This is a genomic window from Ruegeria sp. BH6 (assembly GCF_056538105.1).
Window position 1 is genome coordinate 109,955 of the sequence record NZ_JBQFSR010000011.1, and the last position, 21,662, is coordinate 131,616.

Consider the following 21,662-nt stretch of genomic DNA (forward strand, 5'->3'; position numbering starts at 1 on the left):
AAACACAGCGGATTCTGGTATGTCGCAAACGGTCAGCGCAGCATTGGCGCGCAAGCTTTCAGCGGGACGGGAAGAGCAGGGCGATAAGCCACGCTCGATCTTGCGGGCGCTGCGGCTGGCTTTTGCCCGCGCGGCCGGGGACAATTTGCAACTCCCGCTTGTTGTCATAGGGGCCAAACAATCCAACCGTACGCCCGACATGCTGGCGGGGCCGGTTGGGGAAGATTGGTTGATGCTGCAGTTTATGAACAGCGATGGAATCTCTGCCGCTGTCTGCATGGATCTGGGCGCTGTTTCAGCCATCGTTCAAGTGCAAACGATTGGTGAGGTAAAGGCAGGTGATCCTGCTCCACGTGCCTTCACGCACACGGATGGTGCGATGGTTGCCCCGTTGGTCGAGCAGGTCTTGGCACGGTCTGTGGAACTGGTGGATGCGCCCTTGGATCGATCCAGTTTGTTGGGGTATGAATTTTCGACGCGTTTGGCAGATTTGCGCACATTGTCGCTGGCGATGATTGAAGATACGTATCGGGTGTTTGACCTTACCGTGGAACTGGGCGGTGGCCTGCGGCAGGGCCAGATTTCTGTCTTCCTGCCCGATCATCCGGCAGAGCAGGAGGGGGAGGTCAGGCAAGAGGACATAGGTCCAAATCTTGAACAGGCTTCGGGTGTTTTGCGGGCAGAGTTAAACGCGGTGATCTGCCGAATGACTCTGCCGCTGGCGTCGCTGTCTGACCTTGCCGTTGGGGATGTGCTGCCGTTGACGGGATCACGGCTGGATCGGGCGCAGGTCTTGACGATCGACCGCGCGCGCGCTGCCGTTGGTCGCTTGGGGCAATGTGGCGGGATGCGCGCCGTGCGCCTGAACGAATGCGCACCGCTTACGGCGTTGACCCAATCTGAAGCCGAGGAGTTTCTGGAGGCCCGGTCGCCTGTGGCATCACATCAGGAACCGGACATGCCCGCACAACCAGAGATGTCGCAGATGCCTGTCCCGTTCGATTCAATCGCACCGGAGGATTTGGAAACGAACCTGAATTTCGCCGACTCAGATCAAATGGTTGCCGAAATTTCGCAGTTGGCCGGGTTGTCGACGCCCACAACTGATCCCAATAACCCTAGCTAGTTTACTCAGTGTCGCCGCGGATCTGCTCAAGGATCGGGCGCAGGTTGTCCAGCGTGTAACCCGCTTTGGTGGTCGCGTTCAGGATGTCGTCCGCACTCATCCGATCGCACTGCCCCAATGCCCACACTACCGAACACCGCGTGCCCGAGGCGCAATAGGCCAGAACCGGTCCGCCGCAGCTTTCGGCTAACTCGCGTTGCAGGGCCACATTTTCAGGGGTCATGGTCTGGTGGGTCAGTTCCAGAACCTCGTATTCCATACCCGCCGCACGCACCGCGTCGCCGATGGCGTCTGATTGCATGTCCGCAGGAACCTCGACATTGGGCCGGTTGCAAATCACTTTGACAAAACCGGCATCGGCGATGGCTGGGACGTCCTCGACCGAAATTTGCGGCGAGACGGCGTAGCGGGGGGTAATCGGGCGAATCTCCATGGCAATTGCTTAGGCCGCGTTGGCGGCTCTGTCCAGTTGCGCACCAAGGGTAGGGGCCGCAACCATGCCCACAATCATGGCGATCAGGAACACAATTCCGCCAACTCCCCCATAGCCAAGCGAGGCAAGGGCCGGTCCGGGGCACAGCCCAACCAATCCCCAACCCATACCAAACAGAACAGAGCCAAAGATCAACTGGCGGTCCAATTCGGGTGCGGCTTTTTGCGGAAACCTCCCTCCGGTCAGTGGGCGGCGGTTGGACGTCAACCGCCATGCGACAAGCATGGGAAGGATCGCCCCAGCCATCACAAAGGCGAGCGTTGGATCCCATTGTCCGAACAAATCCAACCAGCCCTGCACTTTGGTTGTGTCGGTCATACCAGAGATCAGCAGGCCGATTCCGAACAACGATCCTGCAAGAAATGAAATGACTACGCGCATCAGATCAGCCCCCAGACATGGCGCAGCAGAGCGACCGTTGCGATCCCAGCCATGATGTAGACGATTGTGGCGACAATGCCCCGCAAGGAAAATCGGGATATTCCGCAAACGCCGTGCCCCGATGTACACCCATTGGCGATGCGTGTGCCCAAGCCCACCAATAGACCGGCAATAATCACGAGAGTGATGTTCCCGGTCAGATGAGTTTGGGCCGCGGGCAAGAGCAGGGGTCGCAGCAACAAGGGCACTCCGATCAATCCCGCAAGAAAAGCCAGCCGTTCAAGTGATCGATCACTGCCGTCGACCAGTCCGCCCAGAATGCCACTGGCCCCCATGATGCGCCCATTGCCCAGTAAATAGAGGGCAGCACCCAGCCCAATCAGAAGACCTCCGCCAAGGCCCCATATCCATTCAGGTTGCATAGTTTGTCCTTTGCACGACAGCCGCCAATGTTTCAGAGTTTGTTCAGTGGCAGTTTCAGGTAAACGTCGCCATCTTCATCGGCTGGCGGCATCTGCCCTGCACGCATATTCACCTGCAGCGACGGCAGAATTAGGCGGGGCATGGGCAGCGTTGCATCACGGGCGTCGCGCATTTCAACGAACTCTTCGACAGAGCGTCCATGACCAATATGGACGTTCAGCGCCTTTTGCTCTCCCACGGTTGTTTCCCAAGCATATTCGTCACGCCCCGGCGCCATGTAATCATGCCCCACAAAGACGCGCGTCTGATCCGGTAGTGCCAGAATTTTTTGGATCGATTCGTATAGCGTTGCGGACGACCCACCTGGAAAATCACAGCGCGCCGTGCCGAAATCGGGCATGAACAGAGTGTCGCCGACAAACGCGGCATCGCCAATCACATAGGTCAGGCAGGCCGGAGTGTGGCCGGGCGTATGCAGAACATCGCCGCGCATCTGACCAACGTGAAAGCTGTCGCCTTCGCGGAACAGGGCGTCGAACTGACTGCCGTCCCGCTGAAATTCGGTCCCTTCGTTAAAGATTTTACCGAATGTTTCCTGAATGGTAACGATCTGATCCCCGATCCCGATCTTGCCGCCCAGCTTTTCCTGCAGATAGGGGGCAGCGGATAAGTGGTCGGCGTGCACATGGCTCTCCAGAATCCATTCAACCCGCAGGTTGTTCGCCCGCACGTACTCGATGATCTTATCGGCTGCGTGCGTACCCGTCCGGCCAGAGGCGTGGTCAAAATCCAGAACGCTGTCGATAATCGCGCATGCAAGCCCTTCGGGCTCTTGCGCCAAGTAGGAAACCGTAAAGGTCTCGGGGTCGAAAAACGCTTTTACTTTTGGTGTCATGTGGTCCTCCGCCTATGTCGGTAATTCATATATCAATTACGGAATATATTGCAATCAACACTGCGTGATTTGATGCGGGTCAATGCAGGGTAGCCTCGTTTCGAGTAAAAATTAATCAAATCGCCCCCGGTCGCAAAAATAGTCCGACGAACAGGCGGTTTTCCGCGCGATTGTGTGGCAATCTATACGGGTCTTAAAACGGTCACATATATCAGACTAAATGAAGACATTTGGGAGGATAGAAATGTCGTCAGTCAATTTATACTCAGAAGCCGAACAACTTGAAGAAAAGCTCAGCGGAGCGTGCCTTGATACACGTCTGGCATTGCAACCAAGTGTGGCCAAAGTGATTCAACGGATGCGCCAGCAGGGAATGCATGTCCCGTCGCGCCTACGTCGTTTGGATGCAGCCCTGTGCGAAGATGCGATGGAAGCGCGCTTTGATAATCTGCCCGTTTGAATTCAACGGTCAGCCAAAAGAAATCCCGACGATCACCACCATCAGGCCAAGAACCGACAAAAACAGTGATGCCAGGTTCCACGGCAATACACCTTGAACAACAGCGCGCAGTTCCTCGTCCGACAAGCCGGACTTGCGCGCCTTCATCACACGCAGGATACACCAAACCAGGCCGCAGAGCCCGGCAAGCGACAGGGCGGCACCGCCCCAGGTGATGAATTCGAACATGGTTCCCCACATTTGCTTGTCAATTCCACCAGCGCTTAGCGGATCGCCACTGCTCACACAAGCCCGGCTGGATTGGGTGCTTGCGGCCCGTGCGGCAGCGATGTATCCGGCGTAGAGCCCGCTGTCACAGCATCAGATATCCACCTCTGGGAGAGACATTTATGGATGACATGACCGAAGATCAGGCCACTGCGAATTATCGTGTTACCGCGGGTGAGCTGCGCCAGTTCATCGAACGCTTTGAACGCCTGGACGCAGAAAAGAAAGACCTTGCGGAACAGCAAAAAGAGGTGATGGCGGAGGCCAAAGCCCGTGGATACGACACCAAGGTCATGCGCAAAGTAATCGCGCTGCGCAAGCGCGACAAGGACGATATTGCCGAAGAAGAGGCGGTGCTTGAGATGTACAAGGAAGCGCTGGGCATGAGCTGAAACAGGGCTGGGTCCGTCTGACGATTCTTGTCATGCGGGTCCCTCACATTCACGATCAGGGTTTTAGAACACGCACGCCCGGTACGGCACCAAGCCGTTCAAGATCCTGTTCGTACAGTTCGGAAAACGCGTCCACGATCTCGGTGGACCAGCCAGGCAAGTCCAACTCTTCCTCGATTTTCTCAGGCAGCGCGTGCTCTTCAAAAATCTGAGCCAAATGTTCATGCAGGGCTGACCTGTCTTGCGGCTCAATTTGGTTGCTCAGGGCCAGCACTTTGGTTTGTCCGGCTTCATCCAGCAAAGTCGCCAACAGGTCATATTCATCCACCAGCGTCGTACTGTCGTCCAAGCCAGTTAAAGACCGTATAATGTCCCCCCAGATAAACGGGGTGTCCTCATTGCTCCACAATGTGATTTGAACGCTGGGGGCGAGGTCCTGAATGTCTTCGATCATGCCGATCCAGCTAAGGCAGCTCAGGTCAGTGTTTCGAACAATTTCGGCACGCTCACCTTCGGGCAGCGACATTAGGAGTTTGGGGATAAAGCTGCCCGGATTTCTGAGCCCTATGAACAATTCAAGTTGGTGTTCATCAAAGGCTTGCTCCAACAGCGCCATTCTGCGACCGGCTAAAGGATACAACTGCCCTTCCTGCAAGGCATCAGCCGGTTCACCCGCGAATCTTCCACTGGAAAAGATCGCGCGCTGGGTATGTGCATCGTTTGGCAGAATGCTATTGAGGTTTTGGGATAATTCGACGGCCTCAGTTCCTAACTTTTCAAAAATAGGATTGAAGCTCCTGTTGTATCGCCGCGGGCCAAAAATCTTGACCCCGTTATTTTTCAGGATGTCTGAGTTTTTCTTCAACGAGTTCAGCACGCGGCCTTCATCTGTAAAAGCCGCGCCCGCGTGGATAGCAACCTTCATTTTCGGTTCTCGTCCTTGCTTTCAACTCTTCTAGTCGGGTTACAGCCTGCGGTCGGAACAGTCAAATCCACACCATTCTGCCCGGTTGTTTCTTCGCGTTGCCAAGAAATCCGACATTCACTAAGTTAAGATAAAAATATGGGCTTGCAGTCTCCAACAAGAGAAAGTAATCGACACTCAGTGCCCCTATAGCTCAGCTGGTAGAGCAACTGATTTGTAATCAGTAGGTCCGCGGTTCGAGTCCGTGTGGGGGCACCAAACCAGACGCAGAAGCGTTGCAATCCGCTAACGCTCTGAAAGGTAAAGTCAGATTCACGGTTCGAAACCCTTGTTTATGGCTGTAGACCGCTGGAGCGGCAAAGATCATTCGAAGCATAGATTTTCGCCATTCGAGCGTTGACTTTTTCCATATATCAAAAGGGCTTGAGAGAATCCGCATTGCCGGTTCGAACGCATCTGAGAAGTCTGGGCTGTTTTGGTCGAATTCTCTTAATTTGTGCTCCTCATGGGCCTTTTCATTGTGTAGTTTTTCTAGCTTTCTCTCCAGGGCCGAAGACACAACTTCCAACTCAGTGTCTACGTACTTGTCAGTCGTCTTTTCGATTTCACTGTTTATCTGAGAGATTCGCTTTCTGCGCTCCTTACGTGACTGTTTATCCTTGAGCCTCCGAAGCTCCCACGCATCTCGCAGCATTTGGGAAAAGACCTTCACGAAACCAGGCTCGGGTTGAATCTGGCGCAACAAAGATTCGAACTCACCTTCAATCTGCTCTCTTCGAATTGACTTTCCGGCCCTGCTGCATCCGTGTTTTCGGCAAATGTAGTAAGGATAGTGCTTTGATCTTCCTCCTGACCAATTCGAGGTCATGAAGTTCCCGCAAGCTTCACAAAGGACGAATCCACGGAGAGGAAAATCCTCGCTGACATCTTGCCTGACACGAGCCACCACCTTTCCATCCAAACGCTTCAGAATTTTCTGATGTTCCTCATATGAGATCAGTGGAGAATGCTTTCCTTTGGTGAGTGGGATGTTCCACTTGAGGTTGCTGTAGCGCCCTGCATATAACGGGCGCCGCAATATCGCTGAGACGTATGAGTAAGTAAGTTTGCTTTTTCCGATATAGCGCATGAATGTAGGATCATTCTCAAGGAACGATTTGGATTCTCCCACAGTTTCGAAGCGACCAGCGGCAAACCCTGATAACATCTCTGATAGAATGGATGCCACGGGCTCGTCCCTTACAACCTTTTTTCGCCCTTGATTGTCCGAACGAACATACAGGTAGCCAACCGGCAAGCGGCTGAAAGCATAATATCCGTTCAACATTCGACCACGAGTGCGGCTCTTGTTTGTCTCTGCATTTTTTTGGCTAAAGTGCTGAGAGAACACTGCTTGCATCATCTCAAACAGGATTTCATCGGCGCTTTCGCCAAAGCGAAGTCGAGGGCTTACCAATTTACCGCCCGCGCTTTCGATTTCCTCCTTTATTCGCAAGTATGCCTTCATACCTCGGGCAAGCCGAGAGACGTCATCAATGATGACGGCTTTCGTATGCCCTTTAGATCGTTTTAGATAACTAAGCAGACTGCTCATGCCTTTTCTTTTATCCAATCGACCCGACGCTATATCTCTAAATTCTTTTTCGACATCTAAGTTGTTTTTAAGTGCAAACTCGCGGCATATGGTTAGCTGCGATTCTAACCCATCGCCTTCCTTAATTTGCTTGGAACTCGAAACTCTGACATAAATTACTGCCGCGATCTTTGTGTCAAGGTTGCTCATTTTTAATTCTCCCTTTTTATTCGATGTAATTCCGCTATTTTTGATATTTCATTCACTAATATTCGCAATAGCGAGCACGATTTGCCATGAGGCCCATAAATGTGATCTTCCAATTCTCCTTTGACCCGCTACCCAGTTGAGCTCGGTGCAATATTTTTCGAAATTCTCATTAAATTTCGCCGTCACACATAGAGAACTTGTTCGCGTAGCCAACGCGTCTACGTCTGAACATACCGCGCCCCAACCATTTGAAATTGCGCCGACTGTGCTGGCTCCCTTGGTCGACTTCCACGAGATGCTTGGCTTATCTTTCTTTTCCTTTTTTGATCGGATCATTTCACGAACCATTTATTACATTAACTGACTTCCCTATTGCCTCAAATGAAACTCAATTCGTCAAGGGTAATGAAAAAACAAGCCCGGTGGAGTAGCGTCACTAATTCTAGACCAGTTCATTTATCCTTGAATTCCTGGTGCTAAAATTCTGTGAGGTCTATTCTTTCAAAATCTCCTATCGGACTCATCTATTCATGTTGGCAAGAATAAATTTGGCGCCCATTAGATCTAAAAATACGAATATTGCCTTGAAGTCTTGGTAAGTATTTTGGTGTGGAATTCCATTTGCCATTGGGAAAATGGTAGCCAGTCAAACTCAAAATTCTACCGAAAAAAAGCGAATCAGTCAGGAGTGCTGTCGCGATTTTCGGGCCTACCTGTTAGCAATTGACTTGAGTCCCAAGTCTTCTCAACTTAGGAGAAAATTCCTGAGTTTGGGGTTTCCCGAATGGAAGTACAGGTAGCGCCATGCCGCTCATGAAGTGGGATCAGTTTTGAACACTACGGTCGCAGGCATCTCCAGGGATGGCCAGCGGAGGCAAACTGGCCTCGTTCAGCCATGATAGATAGATCGCAGAAAACAACACTGACGATAGTCACAACTGCCACCGAACAATGAACTTCTCGATCTGAATGACGTTGGCTTGGAGCTTCGCTCGCAGCCTCGATGCCAGGATGCCTGCCGTGGGCGTGTCCTCATGCTGCGTGATGAGTCCATCATTGCCAGTCCACCGGATGTCGAAGAAATCAGGGCAGGGTATCTCCATGCCGCGGACGGTTGCTTTCTCGTATTCCTCGAAAAACCACTCCCTAACGGTTCGCTTGATAGTAAGCGGTGCTGCCCAGGACGGCATCCTGCTGACCGAGGAACAGATGGCGGCGCTGGAGAAGGCCAAGCAGCAGAGGGAGGCGCATGGCGAGATCGAGAGCCACCATCCCGGTTACCTTGGCAGCCAAGACACCTACTATGTGGGCACGATGAAAGGCGTGGGGCGCATCTACCAGCAGACCTTTGTCGATACCTTTGCCCGCGTGGCGATCTGCAAGCTCTATACCGAGAAGACGGCGATCTCCGCCGCAGACCTGCTGAATGACCGGGTGATCCCGTTCTTCGCCGAACAAGGCATCAACCTGCTGCGCATCCTGACCGACCGGGGCACCGAGTATTGCGGCAAGGTCGAAAACCACGCCTACCAGCTTTATCTGGCGGTCGTGGATGTGGATCATTCCAGGACCAAAGCAAACAGCCCACAGACCAACGGCATCTGCGAGCGCTTCCACAGGACCATCAAGGATGAGTTCTACGACATTGCCTTCCGCAAAAAGCTCTACCGCTCGGTGGAGGAGTTGCAGACCGATCTGGATATTTGGCTGGCCAAATACAACGAACAGCGGCCACATTCGGGAAGATACTGCTACGGCAAAACACCTATGCAGACCTTCCGAGAAACGCTACACATCGCCGTGGACAAGACAATCAGGGGTTCCGATCAATCGGACGGCCAACAACCCATTCTCAGCCCTGTTCGCTGAGGTGTCCGTCAGATCAAGTCTGAAGTTTTACATCTCATTGTTCTTCGGTAAGCCGTTTCAAACCAAGCTCCAGCTTCGCTCCAGTGCTTACAACTCGCGTTGCCTCTCGAAACCAGAGCCGATCTTCGGCGGATACCTCGAGAAGGAACCACTTTGCCAACTCGTTGTGATTGTGCGTGTAGAGCTGCGTTAGTGCAGTTGTTCCGTCGTCAAGTTTGTCTCTCACGTTTGCTCCGTATTCTATCAGTGTGCGAAAAAGCCAGGGATCTCCTATTTCAGCCGCAAAAAGAAACGGAGTCATTCCGTCGCAAGAGACTTTTGTGGTGATGTCTGCCCCTGCGTCTAGAAGGGACAAAACGATCTCTTTACAGTTTACAAGTTCGCTCTGTTGCTTCTGAAAATACTCATCCATTTGCGGCACGATCCGAGGGTTTTTGTTGATAAAACTCTCCCACGCTTCTGCATGCCTATGCCTGAATGGAGATGGTGTCTGCCAATGCCGGTCACCCCAAATGGACACCTTTTGAGCACGTTGGTGAGGATCAAGGAAGTCTTCCAACAACCTTTGTGGCGACCGGAAGTTATTTGCTGCTGCAAATAAAGGCGAACCTCCTTGCGGCCCTTCAATTTCGAAATCTGCACCTTTAGAAAGCAAAGATTCAACAAAACCCGAGTGGCGCTCCTTTATTGCTTCATGCAAGCATGTCTCGCCATTTTTTGCCTTCGTATCGATTGTAGCCTTCTTTGTGGCGTCGATTAGTTCGTAAAAGACATCTTTGTCACCTCGCTTAATCGCAAAAAACAAAGGTGACCTTTCCCGCTTATCGAGGTCGCCTGGATCAGCTCCCTTCTTCAAAAGTGCTTGGATATTTTCCCTGTCGAGGAGGAATGTGTAAATATGAAGCTGGCTCACGGGTCCATCGCCCCAATCCCTAAGTCTCCTGCCCGGGTTAGATAAATCTGGTGTCCGGCCTTTCCATTTAGCTGCTGCGGGAAACCCGACTTTCGATGTCTTTATTGGCAGGCAACCAAGTGCTTCAGGATAAGAATTTGGAAACAAAGACTTGAAAGAAGTATCCGTCTCCTGAGGCATTACCTCTAGTCCGATTGTTTCACAACGCGCAGTCCAGCGGTTGCGAATTTGCTTTTCGTTGATGGCGGCTGAAGTGGCGAACAAGTAGGTCATTGCGCATTCAAATCCGGCGGCACTATGGTAGCTGAACGCTGCGCCCGCTTCATCAAAACACTTCAGCGCGGCCTTGCGATCTCCAAGCTGTGCCAAGTGCATCCCTTCCATCAAAGAAAGGTTAGCCAGACTGAAGCTATCGCAAAGCTCTTCCTTAAGCAGCTCGATACAAGCTTCGGCCCTTGCTACATCTCCAGCCACCTTCTCTCTACTAGGGGCTGTGAGCTCCGAGAGCTCCAATAAGTTTTTACAACGGGCTTCTCGAAATTGCTCATGCGAAATAGAGTTTTGGAGTTTTATTTCTTCAAGGACCGTCTCGACCGACTTCTCGTAACGCGAAGTGTGCCGAGAAGTATCTACCATTTCGAGACAGCAATAGTTTCTGTATGCATTCGCAAGTGCCAAAGCAAAACCGAGATCAAAGTCATATTTGCTCTGGATTGCTAAGATCTTCGAAACGCTCATGCCGGACTTACGCGACCATCGACCGATCTCAGTTTCCCAACTGCGCGCCTCTATCGGAATTTTTTTTTGTAGGTCAGCAGATAGCGCCCGGATGGTTTTACCCTGAAGACGTGCATTCCATACAACGGAGACACCTTCCGCAGGATGACCAATAACATCTTCAACCTTGAAACCGAGTTTCTGCGAAAGCGGCGTCAGGAGTTCGACAAACAAAGAAACAGCGTAGCTGTCAAAGACGCTTCTAACTTCAATAGCACCACGAGATCCGCACTCGAGTTCTCGGACGGCAAAAAAGTAGTGGTCCTTATAGTTGACCAGAGTTTCTAGAATCCCAGTAGAATCGGGGCAGGACTTCAACAAACTCGAAAGCTTTTTTAGTGAGAGTTCGCGGATTTCTTCAGAAAGAAAACCCTGTAGATCAGCCATTCGTTGAAGTTTCTTGTCGAGAGCAGAGTTGTTCTCACCGTCAACGTGCGTGAAATTACGAAGTATAAACTCTAAGATTTCGCCGGGTTGTGGGATTGGCTTCATTGGGAGGCTATTCGTTTTAGATTCTCTAGCTGCATGCGCGTGTTCAGGTAAGCTCTCCGGCAGCTTGGGGATCTTGCTACGACCAAAATTCCGCCATTCGCTAACCGCAATTTGCCGTGCTTTCGACCAATTGCAAAGCGTGCTCCTGCTTTTACTTCTTGACGGATCATTTTGTCTATATCTCTGTTTTTACAGTACTTCATGTGTGAGATTTGGGGGGAGGTGATGAAAGCCTCATCACCTCGATGATATTATTTTTTTGTCTGCTTTGCCGCAGCAGCCTGGGCACGGGCCGGAAAGCTGCCTTTACTCACTTTGCCACCGTTGCTTTTCGCGGAGGCACTCTGTACTCGCGCAGCAGCTTTTGCAGTCATTGGTTTTGATTTTCTCATAACGTCTTCCTTGTTGCGTTGTAGATGGCCAATATTTGGCAAGCACCAAGAAACAAATCGAGAGACATACTCGGGACACCAATCTTCATTTTTAGGGAAGGTCGGGTTGAGGTTGCGCGTCCAACGGGCTCAGTAACCCCTTTTACGCATACTACTCAGTGAAGCCGCCAAATCTCTCATACAGTATCACTGACACTGCGACACGCGGTCTGCTCGTCTTTGCCCTGTGTAATCAAGACCCTGCGCTAGAGACTTCGAAATGGGTATTCACCACACGCAACAAGTGCTCAAAGTCACCCTGGACGGCGTCCTCGAGGAAGGCCCGAACTCTGGCTTGTTCGGCTCCGGCTTTTTCGGCTGCGGTCTGGCAGCGTGCCAGCACTTCAAAGGCGTTGCCGCTTGTCCTGGGCAGGTCGATGGTTGCAAGTTTTTTCATGTCAAATCCTCATCTAGAATACCGGGCAACCATTGCAGGTCGAAATTAATCTCAGGTATAAGAATTGCGGATTTTGCCCCGATCCAGAGACTGATTGGGATTTAACATAAGTTGCGATTATAGAGTGATTGCGCTTTCGTCAGCCTGCTACCCGCTGCATCCGAACATCGACCAGTCGTGAAACTTCGATAGGTGACAGCCTTGAGCCCTAAGTTCAAAATGCTTCTTCGCACTCAAAGGTCTGCGATGCGCAGCAAGCGGACTTTGCAAAGTTTGGTGGCCATCTCTGCTGTGCTGCTTCGTCAAATCAGACATATGAAAGCCGTTGCGTTAATGCTGGGTATCAGTGACAGATTGTAGCACGTTTATGCGAGTTTGGTTTCAGCAAAGATATACGATGAGCAGAGCAATTCCGACAAAACTGATACAAAGTTTGAGGGATGAGTTAGCATCCGCGATATCAGATTATAAGGCCTATGAAGTGCCGGGTGTCTGCGCACGATTGGGTTTGGCCGAAGGAAGCGAAGAAGAAGCGTTTCAGAGTAAGTACAAGTATGCGTCCAGCAGGTTGGCAGCAGTTGAGGTCGAACCACTCGTAAAAATGGCTCGTTCGCTTCTTCAAGAGATCGACGCTTTCAACCTCCTTGAGTTGGTTGATAAGATCGCGGATCTGGAACGGCCCGAGATTACTAGCATCACGCGCCGAAGATTAGTCAAACTGCTGACCGTGGGCCCACTGGTGAGTGAAGTTGATGATTTTACGTTTGTGGCGGCTGTCTTTCCACTGGAAAACATGTCCGCACCCCATCGAAATGATAATCGCACACTCGAAGAATACTTAATCCAACACACAATTCGAAACGATGATCTGACTCAACAGGAGTACTTGGAAGCTCTTGGGCTGCTGACTTGCTCCACCCGTTTGTTGTTTAGCTTTATCGAACAGCTCACCTCTGCCGAATATCAAAGTGAGGAACGCCAGAGGATACTATCTGGGAAGGTCGACGATTTGCTGCGCCATGATGGGTACACGCTGTCTGAAGCCGGAAGAATCTCAGGATCACCGATTTTCGAGGTAAACCCGCTGCCAGAAGGAAATCCGGCTGATATTGAGATCACGGCGACCCTGAGCACCTTTAACCCGGATCAAATTGGCGAAAGATGGCAAAGTGCACTCGACAGCAGGTCAAAAGACGCTGAACGCGCAATCACATTGGCCCGAACTCTATTGGAAGACGTTTGCAAGTGGATCTTGCACGAGGCAGGTGAAAGCTGGGAAGAAAAAGATGATCTTCCAGTTCTATACAAAAAACTCTCCAAGACGCTAAGGTTGGCCCCTGATGATTACACGGAACAAGTATTCAAACAGATTTTGAGTGGGTCACAATCGGTTGTGACGGCACTCGGTGCGCTCAGAAACAAGCTGGGAGATGCTCATAGTATTGGACCGAAGCGCATCAAACCAGCGGCTAGACACGCAGAGTTGGCCGTCAACTTGTCAGGTACTATGGCCACGTTTCTTGTTTCCACTTGGAACGCGAGGCAAGCAGAAAAGTAGAAACACAGATACTGGTTGGCAGGTTTGGCTGAGCAGCCTCATCTGACTGGTCCAAGTTGATTGTTAGTGCATCATTGGCCTGTGATCCATTGAGATGATGGTTTCGGGCGCTGGCGGGCGGTAGCCCAGTGCACTGTGGGGACGTTTTGTGTTGTAGTGTCTCCTCCATTGTTCGATCAAGATTTGTGCTTCGCGCAGGCTGTAGAAGATTTCGCCGTTGAGCAGCTCGTCTCTGAACCTGCCATTGAAGCTTTCACAATATCCGTTCTCCCAAGGGCTTCCAGGTTCGATGTAGGCTGTCTTGGCCCCGACAGCAGCCATCCAATCCCTGACGGCCAGGGCAACAAATTCCGGCCCATTGTCTGAACGAATGAAACCGGGCGCGCCACGCAGGATGAACAGATCCGTTAGAGCATCAATCACGTCCGTTGAGTTCAGCTTGCGCTTCACTCTAATCGTCAGGCACTCCCGGCTGTGCTCATCAAGGATGTTCAGCGTCCGAAAGGCTTTGCCATCGTCGGTTCGACAATGAATGAGGTCATAGCTCCATACATGATTGCGATACTCCGGCCTCAGCCGAACACACGACCCATCGTTCAGCCAGAGCCGTCCTTTCTTCGGTTGTTTCACTGGCACTTTCAGCCCCTCTCGTCGCCACAGGCGTTCAACCCGCCCGTCGCTAACAGACCATCCAGCCTCTCTCAGCAGCGCTGCGATCCTGCGATAGCCATATCGGCCGTACTGTCGGGTCAACTCGATCATGTCGGCCACCAGTCGGTCTTCGTCTGCGCGACCTTGTGGGACGCGCCGTTGCGTGGACCGGTGTTGCCCCAGCACGCGGCAGGCGCGTCTCTCGGAAACGTTCAGCTGGTTGCGTACATGGTTAATACAAGCACGACGACGAGCGGGGCTCAGTAGTTTCCCTTTGTGGCTTCCGTCAGGATCAGTTTGTCCAGCGTCAGATCTGAAACTGCGCGTCTCAGCCGCTCGTTCTCTTTCTGAAGCCGTTTCAGTTCCTTCAATTGATCAACACCCATTCCACCGTACTTCTTCCGCCAGCGGTAATAGGTTTGTTCGACAACTCCGATCTGTCTGATCGCATCAAGACGGGACATGCCTTGCCCCATCAGAACTTCAACCTGCCGTAACTTCGAGACAATCTCTTCAGGCTTCGGTCTCTTATTTGCCATTCGTGGCCCTCCGTTTCCTAAACATAACGGTGGACCAGTTCAGTTGGGGAGGCTCAAGACCAGACGTTCGCAGGGCGAAGGCACGTTGGTACAACGAGCACTCCGCTGCCAATCTCTGCGCCCCGGACAAGCGACCGAAGGAAGCCCAAAACAGACATTGCGATTGCAGTCCGTACTCCGGTAGCTTTCACATTATGAATGTACTACCTTACCTCTCCGAGCATTACTCAGACCCTAAAACATATCCTCCTGGTGTGGCTTTCCTGGACGGACAGTATTTGCCGATTTCGGAAGCCAAGATTTCGGTGCTGGACTATGGGCTACTTCATTCTGACGCGACGTATGATGTCGTCCATGTTTGGAACGGAGCTTTCTTTCGACTCGAAAATCACCTTGATCGGTTCTTTGCAGGTTTGGAAAAGCTGCATATGTCGATTGAGTATAACCGAGAACAGGTCATCGAGATACTGCACAACTGCGTCGCACTGTCAGGGTTAAAGAACTCCTACGTCGAGTTCATTTGCACACGCGGTATGTCTCCGACATTCAGTCGGGATCCACGTGATGCGGTCAACCAGTTCATTGCATTCGCAATACCGTTTGGATCGGTGGCCAATCCAGAGCAGATGAAACATGGACTAAATGCAGCAATATCATCCTTAGTCCGCATTTCTCCAAAGTCAGTCGATCCGACCGTGAAGAACTATCATTGGTTGGATCTGGTCAAAGGCCTCTACGAGGCTTACGACCGCGGTGCTGACACTGCGATCCTTGTCGATACAAATGGTAACGTATCTGAAGGGCCCGGATTCAATATTTTTGCCGTCATCGACGGAAAAGTTCTAACACCGAAGTTCGGTGTGCTTCTCGGGGTCACTCGTCAGACGGTCTTCGACATTTGCACGAACCTGGATATCGACTGCTCAGCCGTCGACATACCCCAAGACCAACTCCTAGTTGCAGACGAAGTCTTTATATCTTCAACCGCCGGTGGGATCATGCCAGTGACCAAAGTAAATGGACGAAATATCGGTGCTGGATCTCCCGGCCAAATCACAAGTCAGATTACCATGAGTTATTGGGAACTACACAAGGAAGAGAACAAAAGGATGTTTGTCAGATACTTGGATGACAAATAGCATTCAGTCGGTGTCTGGTTGGCTCGGAGAAACGGAAGCTTTTCTGCAAGACGGACCCCGGCAAGACACGCCAAAATAGCGGACCAAAACAGAGCTTTTCTGTGACCGGTCTCAGCCCTAAGCGGACATTCGAGTCTCGGGTAGCAGCTGCGCGGAAGCCCCCCGAACTAGTATTCGGCAACCAATAGATGTGCATCATTTACCGTCCCGTACCTAGTTGTTTGGGAAGACTAGCTTGGTTTCATCAGTTCAGATATGCCGTGCCAAGTGAGCGGTGTCAGGATGCGCCGCGGAAATTTCTTTTTTGGAGAGCAATTTGGAACACGCTGAATACATTGCATTGGCCGGTGTGGTCGCAACACTTCTGGGAGTGTTTGTGACTTGGAAACTGGCGAAGAGACAGTTTGCAATGAAAAAACTAACTTACTCTTATGACATCGAAAGGCTCGTCAAAAACGACGACCCTGATCTATCGCTAGATCTCAAAGTACTATATCGCGGTGAGGAACTTCCTGAGCCCACATTGATGACGTTAGAAATTACAAATTCCGGCCATAGCGCAGTCGAGGACGCAGAAGTTGTCGTGCAACTCCCAGGCTCCACTTACTTGATCCCTGGACATTTTATTGATCTCCCACCTGGATATCTGTCTCTGTGGGACATCGAAAGAACCGATGCTGAAGAATGCACTGTGAAGCTCAAGCATATCAACCCGAGACAGACTGCCAAAATGCGGTTTCTGATGGACGAGATGCCGCAGGGAAATCCTCAGCTGGCCTGTCCGATGCCAAACGTCGAGTTCGACAAAGCTAGTGTTGCTAAGATGGGTGTAATGGCAGAAATTGTCGTGTCGTTCGTTGCCCCACAGGTATTGGGTGCCACGCGGCTACGCTGAGCGTGTGAGCTGCACGCCTGGGAAGCCCATATCTTAAGAAACGCAGGGAGCATCAACCAATAAACTCACTCTCCCACCTCTAGCCATATAGCTACTGCAACAAGCCGCAGGCAGCCCCAAGCGGACATTCGTAACAAGTATTTTCAGCTCCTGCTTCGGACCATAGGCCGTCAGAGATTGATAGGAGGTGTCGTCACACTGGTTAGCATCGCCGTTGCAAACAGGATCAGGACAACAGCCAACATCTCCATTGAAATCGACCGCCGGAGAGCAATTTCCGCGCCACGCTTCTCAGCCCTGAGAGCCGGAACAAATCTCAGCTTGTTCAGCGCCGCCAGGCCAAGAAGGGCAGAAACGATAACGACCTTGGCCAAAAGTACCAATCCATAGGCCGTTCCGAACAAGGCGACCACAGAGCCCGAAAGCAGCCATGCGAGTGCTGCGCCAGCAACAATCAGGACGGCAACTCCGTAAGCAGCGACATTGCCAAAATGGTGCAGTAGATCGGCCCCAGTGGGAGTGAGCGCCGCTTTGTGCAGGGGCAGAAGAGCGCCAACCCAAAAGGCGACTGCCAGAAGATGAAGAACCAGTAAGACTGCGAGAGGCGCCCTGGGCTCTCCAAGCGAGTGTCCCACCTGAGCAAAGGAAATCGCTATGGCAAGGCTGCCCGCCAAAGCGACCCACTGCCCTACGCGGGGGAGCAGGATTGCCAATATCGCGAGTTCGCCCACCCCTCGCCAAATCGCAGCGGTGCCAAGCGGGCTGTCCCAGACAATGCCAAGCATCATTGGGTCCGTCGCGCCCTCAAAGCCCATTCCGGATATCCGCGCCGCTCTGATGCCGAAACGTAGAGCCAGAACGGCGAGACCGAGAAGCGCCGCACCGACCGAGAGGTGACGTGCAAGGCGCAAAACGGACGCCTCGGCGCGCGTGGCAAAGAGAACGGTGAACAGGATGCTGCCCATCGCCAGCAGCGCCGCGCCGTAGCCAAGTGCTTTCGCCAAAATGGCCAAGACGACAACACCGTCAATGGGGGCCAGTCCGGTCACTCAGCGACCGTGAAAGAGAAGCTGCCCTGCATCGGGTGACCGTCTGACGCCATACCTCGCCAGTCGAAGCGGTAGCTTCCCGGTGCAAGCTCTTCCAACGGCATGGCCCGGAATTCTGTGGCGGGGTCCATACCTGTCTCGCGTTCAATTTCGACGTCGCCATCTGAGGAGGTCAGCGTAATCGAAATGATGCGCATCGGATCATCGAAACGCATGGAAATCTCCGGCGCGTTCGTGACAGTCGCGCCGTCAGCCGGTGTCGTTGCTTCAGACTTTGAATGCGCAGCCGCAAGCATCGGAGCCATTGCAACGGCCAAACCGAAAAGAGTTTGTTTGATCATCTGAGTTGTTTCCTATTCGGACTGGGCATTCAGTTCGTCATGATACTCACGAAGGTCATCGGGCCAGGTTGATTTGATAAAGGATAGCACCGCAATGATTTCGTCATCGCTGAGCACACCTTCATAGACCGGCATACCAGTTGCGTGCGCATTCTCTATCAGCCCGGCCAGGCCAAATTTGGTCAGGGTGAAAAGCGTTTCATCATCGTGGTGCCACGTATGCCCTGTGGCGTCATGCGGAGGTGCCGGTAGCAAACCATCCTCGCCGCGTATCCGCCAGTTTGGCTGTCCTTCCAGGCGTGCTCCGTGGCAGGCAGCACATTGTTCCGCGTAAATTATTTGGCCAATGGCGACCAGTTCAGCGTCATCCGGTGTCAATAGACCGACCGCTTTGGTGGGCTGGGCCAGAACGAATGCTACGGTGAAACCGGCGAGCGTAAGCCCGCCGGTGACCAATAATGTTGTGCGCCCAGCCATCAGGTGTCGAACGGCTGCGCGGTGCCCGCGCGGTAGTACACCGTTCCGGTTCCAGCCTTTCCCCCAAATGCAATGACATCATAGCGGGCGGACGGATCGTCGCCCATACCAGGGGACCCCACTGGCATGCCGGGAACAGCAAGCCCTGTGATGTCAGGCCGATCCTTCAACACGGCTTCCAGTGCTTCAAACGGCACATGGCCTTCAAAGACATAACCATCGGCTTCTATGGTGTGACAGGATGCGAGGTTCAACGGGATACCCCGCGCTGACTTCTGTGCCTCGGGGTCGGTCAGTTCCTCAACGGTAACGGCGTAGCCACGTGCGCGAGCCAAGTCGGCCCATGCGTGACAACATCCGCAACCTGGTGAGCTGAGCACGTGCATTGGGGTGCCTGCACGAACGGGAAGAGCGGTCGCGATGAGAGCAGTTGCAGACAGTGCTGTGAAGTAACGACGTGTGATCATGTCTGTCGGTCCTTTGAAGTGAAATTTGAACGGATTGCGGGCGAGCGCCCGTAGCCATTCAGGCTTTCGGAGGACCGGTGGGGACACCCAGTGCGAGGCTCGAATAATCGGAACCAGCGTGCGTCACACCACCCACTGAGATCACCAATGGAGCAATCGGCGAAATCCCCGCCGTGGCGACAAAATCACCAAAACAGGATGTTGAACCCATGCCGCTACTGGTGTCGCAACAATCCGCAGCAGCTTTTTCGGCATCAGCCAACGGATCGTCGCCCGCCATTTGAGCATGATGACCAGAATGATCCGATCCATGGGTCAAGCCATGCTTCGCGGACGCTGCGGATGCGCCAGAGAATGCAACAACTAGAAATATCGACAGGACCAGGCGAAACATACCAAATACCTACTGGGGGTATGTGGTTTTGACAAGTTGCGAGGATGGGTCGCCATATACATCCTAGTTGCACTCATTATGGGTGCGCCACATCTCTGGATCATGCCCGTCCGGAACAGTGGAACACAGATCACCTGAAATTCCGGTAAGACTGATTATTGACTGACTTGCGCATTAGTTGGCAACGGCAATGTCAGCAGGTAGGCGTTTAGCCCAAGGTGTTGCCGGTGATGAAGGTGTACGAGCTTTCAACCAGATCGATGACGACATCCAACTCTTCGGGTGTCGTCGGTGTATAGATCATAACAAAGCCGCTCCACCCAGGACGTTGATTGGCCCACGGGTGCGCTACGGCCCAACCCGCCTCAACTGCCCGTCGCGCCATTGCGGGGTCTAGCGAAGCGTGCAAGCTGCCATCAGGATGCATGTGCGCAAACTCAAACCCACCAACGATAGAGTTCGGGTGAGACAACAACATGTCGGGATCAAGTTGAAAACCAATCGCGCCAGGTAGTGATATGCGTGTGGGGCCTAGTGTGACCCCCGGGAATTGCGCAACACGCTCCAGCAATAGCTGGGCCAATTCGGCATCAATTTTGACACCAATCTGAGTATGCGGTACGCCGCTTGTCGTTTCCGGACGGGGCGAGGTGCGCTCTGGCAAGGAGCGCTCTTGTGCGGATACCATCGGGCACATCAATGCCACCACCGTTACAGCAACCGCCAATGTTCTCAGGTAGACATTCATCGCTTTGACCATCCGCCAAAATTAAAGATTGAGTGCTCAGCGCCGTATCGGTGCCCCTGCACACATCATTCAGCTTTTAGCGCTTCGATATTGATCAAGAGCTCTATTTCGTCGCTCACCGCAGGTGCAAAGGCCCCAAGTCCGAACTCAGACCGCACGATAGTCGCCGTGGCTGCCAGACCCAAGGTCGGCGTGCCCTCTTTTTGGCCAAACGGGTATGGCGCTGACTTGTTAAGCGTTGTTTCCAGAACCACAGGTTTGGTGATGCCATTCATGGTCAGGTCGCCAGAAATATTCGCGGTATTGTCCCCGGTCACTTCAATGCTGGTTGAGGCGAAGGTGACCACGTCATCGTCACTCGCGCTGAAAAAGTCATCGGACATGAAGTGTTGCAGACGGGCGTCCCAGCCGGTGATCATGGATTTTACAGGCATAGACACTGTGACAGATGACGCAGACGGATCATCTTCATTGAACTCTATCTCGCCGCTAAAACCTGAGAACATTCCAAACGTTTCTGAGAACCCGATGTGGTTGTAGCTGAACAAGACCTGGCTGTGTCCAGGATCCAGCTCGTAAGTGCCACTCTCGGACAGCGCGGTTGTCGCACCAATCGATAAGAGTACCGCCAGCGGGGTTGCTGCCACTTTGAACATTGATACGCTCCCATTTTGACAAGACGTGTTCGCGGAATTGAGTATTGAGCTTTAGTTTTTAGCCGGCCATACTTTTAGTACAAAATGTTCTGCTATGCAACAATATGTTCTATAGGAGGGGCGATTGAAAGAAGATCCCAGGCTGATCGCCACACGACAGGCCGCACTTGATGCGGCGCAAAGGATACTGATGGATGAGGGCGTGCTGCACGTAACTCATGGCGCGGTTTCAAAGGCAACGGGCATTTCGCGCAGCACACTTTACAGGCACTGGCCAGATGCGCGCAGTCTGCGTGATGCAGCATTCAGGCGCATCGCAACCCCGCCGAACATACCGCCCAAAACCCATGGCCCGCTACGATCTGATCTGCGCTGGTTGCTCGGAGTACTGATGGGAGCCTTAAATGACACACCATGGGGCCAGATCGCGCCTCAGGTGGTCGCTGCTGCGTCCACAGATGCAGAAGCGCGGTTGGTGATCACTGAATTCATGAAAGACAGGTTCACAAGTGTTAAAGCAGTATTTGCAGCCGCAATAGACCGTGGTGAGATCACAGCCGACGTTTCGATTGACCAGCTCATAGAACTAGCAATCGCGGCACCTTATTTCCGCAAGCTCATTCGTCACGAGGCACTGGACGAAGAGTGGTTGGACAAACATGTCGATCTGCTTTGCAGCATCGCGAAAACCAATTCGGGACAGTGACCATCGCCTGACTATGCA

Annotated in this window: 24 protein-coding genes, 1 tRNA gene and 1 pseudogene; 9 read left to right on the forward strand and 17 right to left on the reverse strand. The window is 52.5% G+C overall.

The genetic code is table 11. The features are described from left to right. Nucleotides 1-19: 19 nt before the first annotated feature. A complete protein-coding gene (locus tag ACR0B8_RS18910; RefSeq protein WP_226689777.1) occupies nt 20-1,126 on the forward strand; it encodes a FliM/FliN family flagellar motor C-terminal domain-containing protein in 1,107 nt (368 codons plus the stop codon). A 1-nt stretch (nt 1,127) separates the two neighbouring features. On the opposite strand, the gene ACR0B8_RS18915 is transcribed toward ACR0B8_RS18910, so the two are convergent. From ACR0B8_RS18915 to ACR0B8_RS18930, 4 genes are read right to left on the reverse strand one after another with little or no spacing between them, the layout of a single operon-like run. After that, the gene (locus ACR0B8_RS18915; protein ID WP_170362573.1) at nt 1,128-1,559 is read right to left on the reverse strand and encodes a protein tyrosine phosphatase family protein; all 432 of its coding nucleotides are present in this window, start codon (nt 1,557-1,559) and stop codon (nt 1,128-1,130) included. Between the two features lie 9 nt (nt 1,560-1,568). After that, entirely contained in the window at nt 1,569-2,000 is a 432-nt protein-coding gene (locus ACR0B8_RS18920; protein WP_170362574.1) for a DUF6691 family protein, read from the reverse strand. Further along, entirely contained in the window at nt 2,000-2,422 is a 423-nt protein-coding gene (locus ACR0B8_RS18925) for a YeeE/YedE family protein (protein ID WP_170362575.1), read from the reverse strand. The genes ACR0B8_RS18920 and ACR0B8_RS18925 overlap by 1 nt, the downstream gene beginning before the upstream one ends. A gap of 32 nt (nt 2,423-2,454) precedes the next feature. Further along, a complete protein-coding gene (locus ACR0B8_RS18930) occupies nt 2,455-3,318 on the reverse strand; it encodes an MBL fold metallo-hydrolase (protein WP_170351326.1) in 864 nt (287 codons plus the stop codon). A 244-nt stretch (nt 3,319-3,562) separates the two neighbouring features. Between ACR0B8_RS18930 and ACR0B8_RS18935 the strand changes: the two genes are divergently transcribed. Then, nucleotides 3,563-3,778, forward strand: coding sequence for a hypothetical protein (locus tag ACR0B8_RS18935; RefSeq protein ID WP_170351325.1), 216 nt, complete (start codon nt 3,563-3,565; stop codon nt 3,776-3,778). A gap of 9 nt (nt 3,779-3,787) precedes the next feature. On the opposite strand, the gene ACR0B8_RS18940 is transcribed toward ACR0B8_RS18935, so the two are convergent. Beyond that, complete coding sequence (locus tag ACR0B8_RS18940) at nt 3,788-4,006, reverse strand: hypothetical protein (protein ID WP_170351324.1); 219 nt, start codon at nt 4,004-4,006, stop codon at nt 3,788-3,790. A 161-nt stretch (nt 4,007-4,167) separates the two neighbouring features. Between ACR0B8_RS18940 and ACR0B8_RS18945 the strand changes: the two genes are divergently transcribed. After that, a complete protein-coding gene (locus ACR0B8_RS18945) occupies nt 4,168-4,437 on the forward strand; it encodes a DUF2312 domain-containing protein (RefSeq protein ID WP_058282431.1) in 270 nt (89 codons plus the stop codon). A 55-nt stretch (nt 4,438-4,492) separates the two neighbouring features. Here the strand turns inward: ACR0B8_RS18945 and ACR0B8_RS18950 are convergent, their stop codons facing one another. After that, nucleotides 4,493-5,077, reverse strand: coding sequence for a hypothetical protein (locus ACR0B8_RS18950; protein ID WP_480659278.1), 585 nt, complete (start codon nt 5,075-5,077; stop codon nt 4,493-4,495). 467 nt (nt 5,078-5,544) lie between these two features. On the opposite strand from ACR0B8_RS18950, the gene ACR0B8_RS18955 reads away from it, so the two are divergent. Next, nucleotides 5,545-5,620, forward strand: a tRNA-Thr gene (locus ACR0B8_RS18955). Here ACR0B8_RS18955 and ACR0B8_RS18960 read toward each other — a convergent pair. Continuing rightward, the gene (locus tag ACR0B8_RS18960) at nt 5,583-7,145 is read right to left on the reverse strand and encodes a recombinase family protein (RefSeq protein ID WP_226689824.1); all 1,563 of its coding nucleotides are present in this window, start codon (nt 7,143-7,145) and stop codon (nt 5,583-5,585) included. The genes ACR0B8_RS18955 and ACR0B8_RS18960 overlap by 38 nt on opposite strands. Before the next feature lie 1,176 nt (nt 7,146-8,321). Here ACR0B8_RS18960 and ACR0B8_RS18965 point away from each other — a divergent pair. Further along, a pseudogene (locus ACR0B8_RS18965) lies at nt 8,322-9,014 on the forward strand (integrase core domain-containing protein); the annotation flags it as partial. A gap of 34 nt (nt 9,015-9,048) precedes the next feature. Here ACR0B8_RS18965 and ACR0B8_RS18970 read toward each other — a convergent pair. Continuing rightward, nucleotides 9,049-11,091, reverse strand: coding sequence for an ankyrin repeat domain-containing protein (locus ACR0B8_RS18970; protein ID WP_226689776.1), 2,043 nt, complete (start codon nt 11,089-11,091; stop codon nt 9,049-9,051). Between the two features lie 729 nt (nt 11,092-11,820). After that, nucleotides 11,821-12,024, reverse strand: coding sequence for a hypothetical protein (locus tag ACR0B8_RS18975; protein WP_170351320.1), 204 nt, complete (start codon nt 12,022-12,024; stop codon nt 11,821-11,823). Nucleotides 12,025-12,421: 397 nt separating this feature from the next. Between ACR0B8_RS18975 and ACR0B8_RS18980 the strand changes: the two genes are divergently transcribed. After that, nucleotides 12,422-13,582 (forward strand): abortive infection family protein, encoded by a 1,161-nt coding sequence (locus ACR0B8_RS18980; RefSeq protein WP_226689775.1) that lies wholly within the window; start codon nt 12,422-12,424, stop codon nt 13,580-13,582. 63 nt (nt 13,583-13,645) lie between these two features. On the opposite strand, the gene ACR0B8_RS18985 is transcribed toward ACR0B8_RS18980, so the two are convergent. Next, nucleotides 13,646-14,772, reverse strand: a protein-coding gene (locus ACR0B8_RS18985) for an IS3 family transposase (RefSeq protein WP_226689774.1) whose coding sequence is annotated in 2 segments (ribosomal slippage) — nt 13,646-14,511 and nt 14,511-14,772 — 1,128 coding nt in all. Because the reading frame shifts where the segments join, the coding sequence is not laid out codon by codon here. A 194-nt stretch (nt 14,773-14,966) separates the two neighbouring features. Here ACR0B8_RS18985 and ACR0B8_RS18990 point away from each other — a divergent pair. Both ACR0B8_RS18990 and ACR0B8_RS18995 read left to right on the forward strand, forming a co-directional pair. Further along, nucleotides 14,967-15,911 carry an aminotransferase class IV gene (locus tag ACR0B8_RS18990; RefSeq protein ID WP_226689773.1) on the forward strand — a complete coding sequence of 315 codons (945 nt, stop codon included), beginning with the start codon at nt 14,967-14,969 and terminating at the stop codon, nt 15,909-15,911. Nucleotides 15,912-16,227: 316 nt separating this feature from the next. Further along, complete coding sequence (locus ACR0B8_RS18995; RefSeq protein WP_170533625.1) at nt 16,228-16,806, forward strand: hypothetical protein; 579 nt, start codon at nt 16,228-16,230, stop codon at nt 16,804-16,806. 170 nt (nt 16,807-16,976) lie between these two features. On the opposite strand, the gene ACR0B8_RS19000 is transcribed toward ACR0B8_RS18995, so the two are convergent. The 7 genes from ACR0B8_RS19000 to ACR0B8_RS19030 form a co-directional block, all read right to left on the reverse strand. Next, the gene (locus ACR0B8_RS19000; RefSeq protein WP_170351316.1) at nt 16,977-17,855 is read right to left on the reverse strand and encodes a CopD family protein; all 879 of its coding nucleotides are present in this window, start codon (nt 17,853-17,855) and stop codon (nt 16,977-16,979) included. Further along, complete coding sequence (locus ACR0B8_RS19005) at nt 17,852-18,196, reverse strand: copper resistance CopC family protein (protein WP_226689772.1); 345 nt, start codon at nt 18,194-18,196, stop codon at nt 17,852-17,854. Before ACR0B8_RS19005 ends, ACR0B8_RS19000 begins: the two co-directional genes overlap by 4 nt. Nucleotides 18,197-18,208: 12 nt before the next feature. Beyond that, a complete protein-coding gene (locus ACR0B8_RS19010; protein ID WP_226689771.1) occupies nt 18,209-18,673 on the reverse strand; it encodes a c-type cytochrome in 465 nt (154 codons plus the stop codon). Beyond that, nucleotides 18,673-19,140, reverse strand: coding sequence for a DUF411 domain-containing protein (locus ACR0B8_RS19015; protein ID WP_170351314.1), 468 nt, complete (start codon nt 19,138-19,140; stop codon nt 18,673-18,675). The genes ACR0B8_RS19010 and ACR0B8_RS19015 overlap by 1 nt, the downstream gene beginning before the upstream one ends. 58 nt (nt 19,141-19,198) lie before the next feature. Next, complete coding sequence (locus ACR0B8_RS19020; protein ID WP_170351313.1) at nt 19,199-19,534, reverse strand: hypothetical protein; 336 nt, start codon at nt 19,532-19,534, stop codon at nt 19,199-19,201. Nucleotides 19,535-19,742: 208 nt separating this feature from the next. Further along, nucleotides 19,743-20,282, reverse strand: a complete 540-nt coding sequence (locus ACR0B8_RS19025; RefSeq protein ID WP_226689770.1) for a luciferase domain-containing protein — start codon at nt 20,280-20,282, stop codon at nt 19,743-19,745. 65 nt (nt 20,283-20,347) lie between these two features. Further along, the gene (locus ACR0B8_RS19030) at nt 20,348-20,938 is read right to left on the reverse strand and encodes a YceI family protein (protein WP_170351311.1); all 591 of its coding nucleotides are present in this window, start codon (nt 20,936-20,938) and stop codon (nt 20,348-20,350) included. A 124-nt stretch (nt 20,939-21,062) separates the two neighbouring features. Between ACR0B8_RS19030 and ACR0B8_RS19035 the strand changes: the two genes are divergently transcribed. After that, the gene (locus tag ACR0B8_RS19035) at nt 21,063-21,644 is read left to right on the forward strand and encodes a TetR/AcrR family transcriptional regulator (RefSeq protein ID WP_170411602.1); all 582 of its coding nucleotides are present in this window, start codon (nt 21,063-21,065) and stop codon (nt 21,642-21,644) included. The last annotated feature ends 18 nt before the right edge of the window (nt 21,645-21,662 follow it).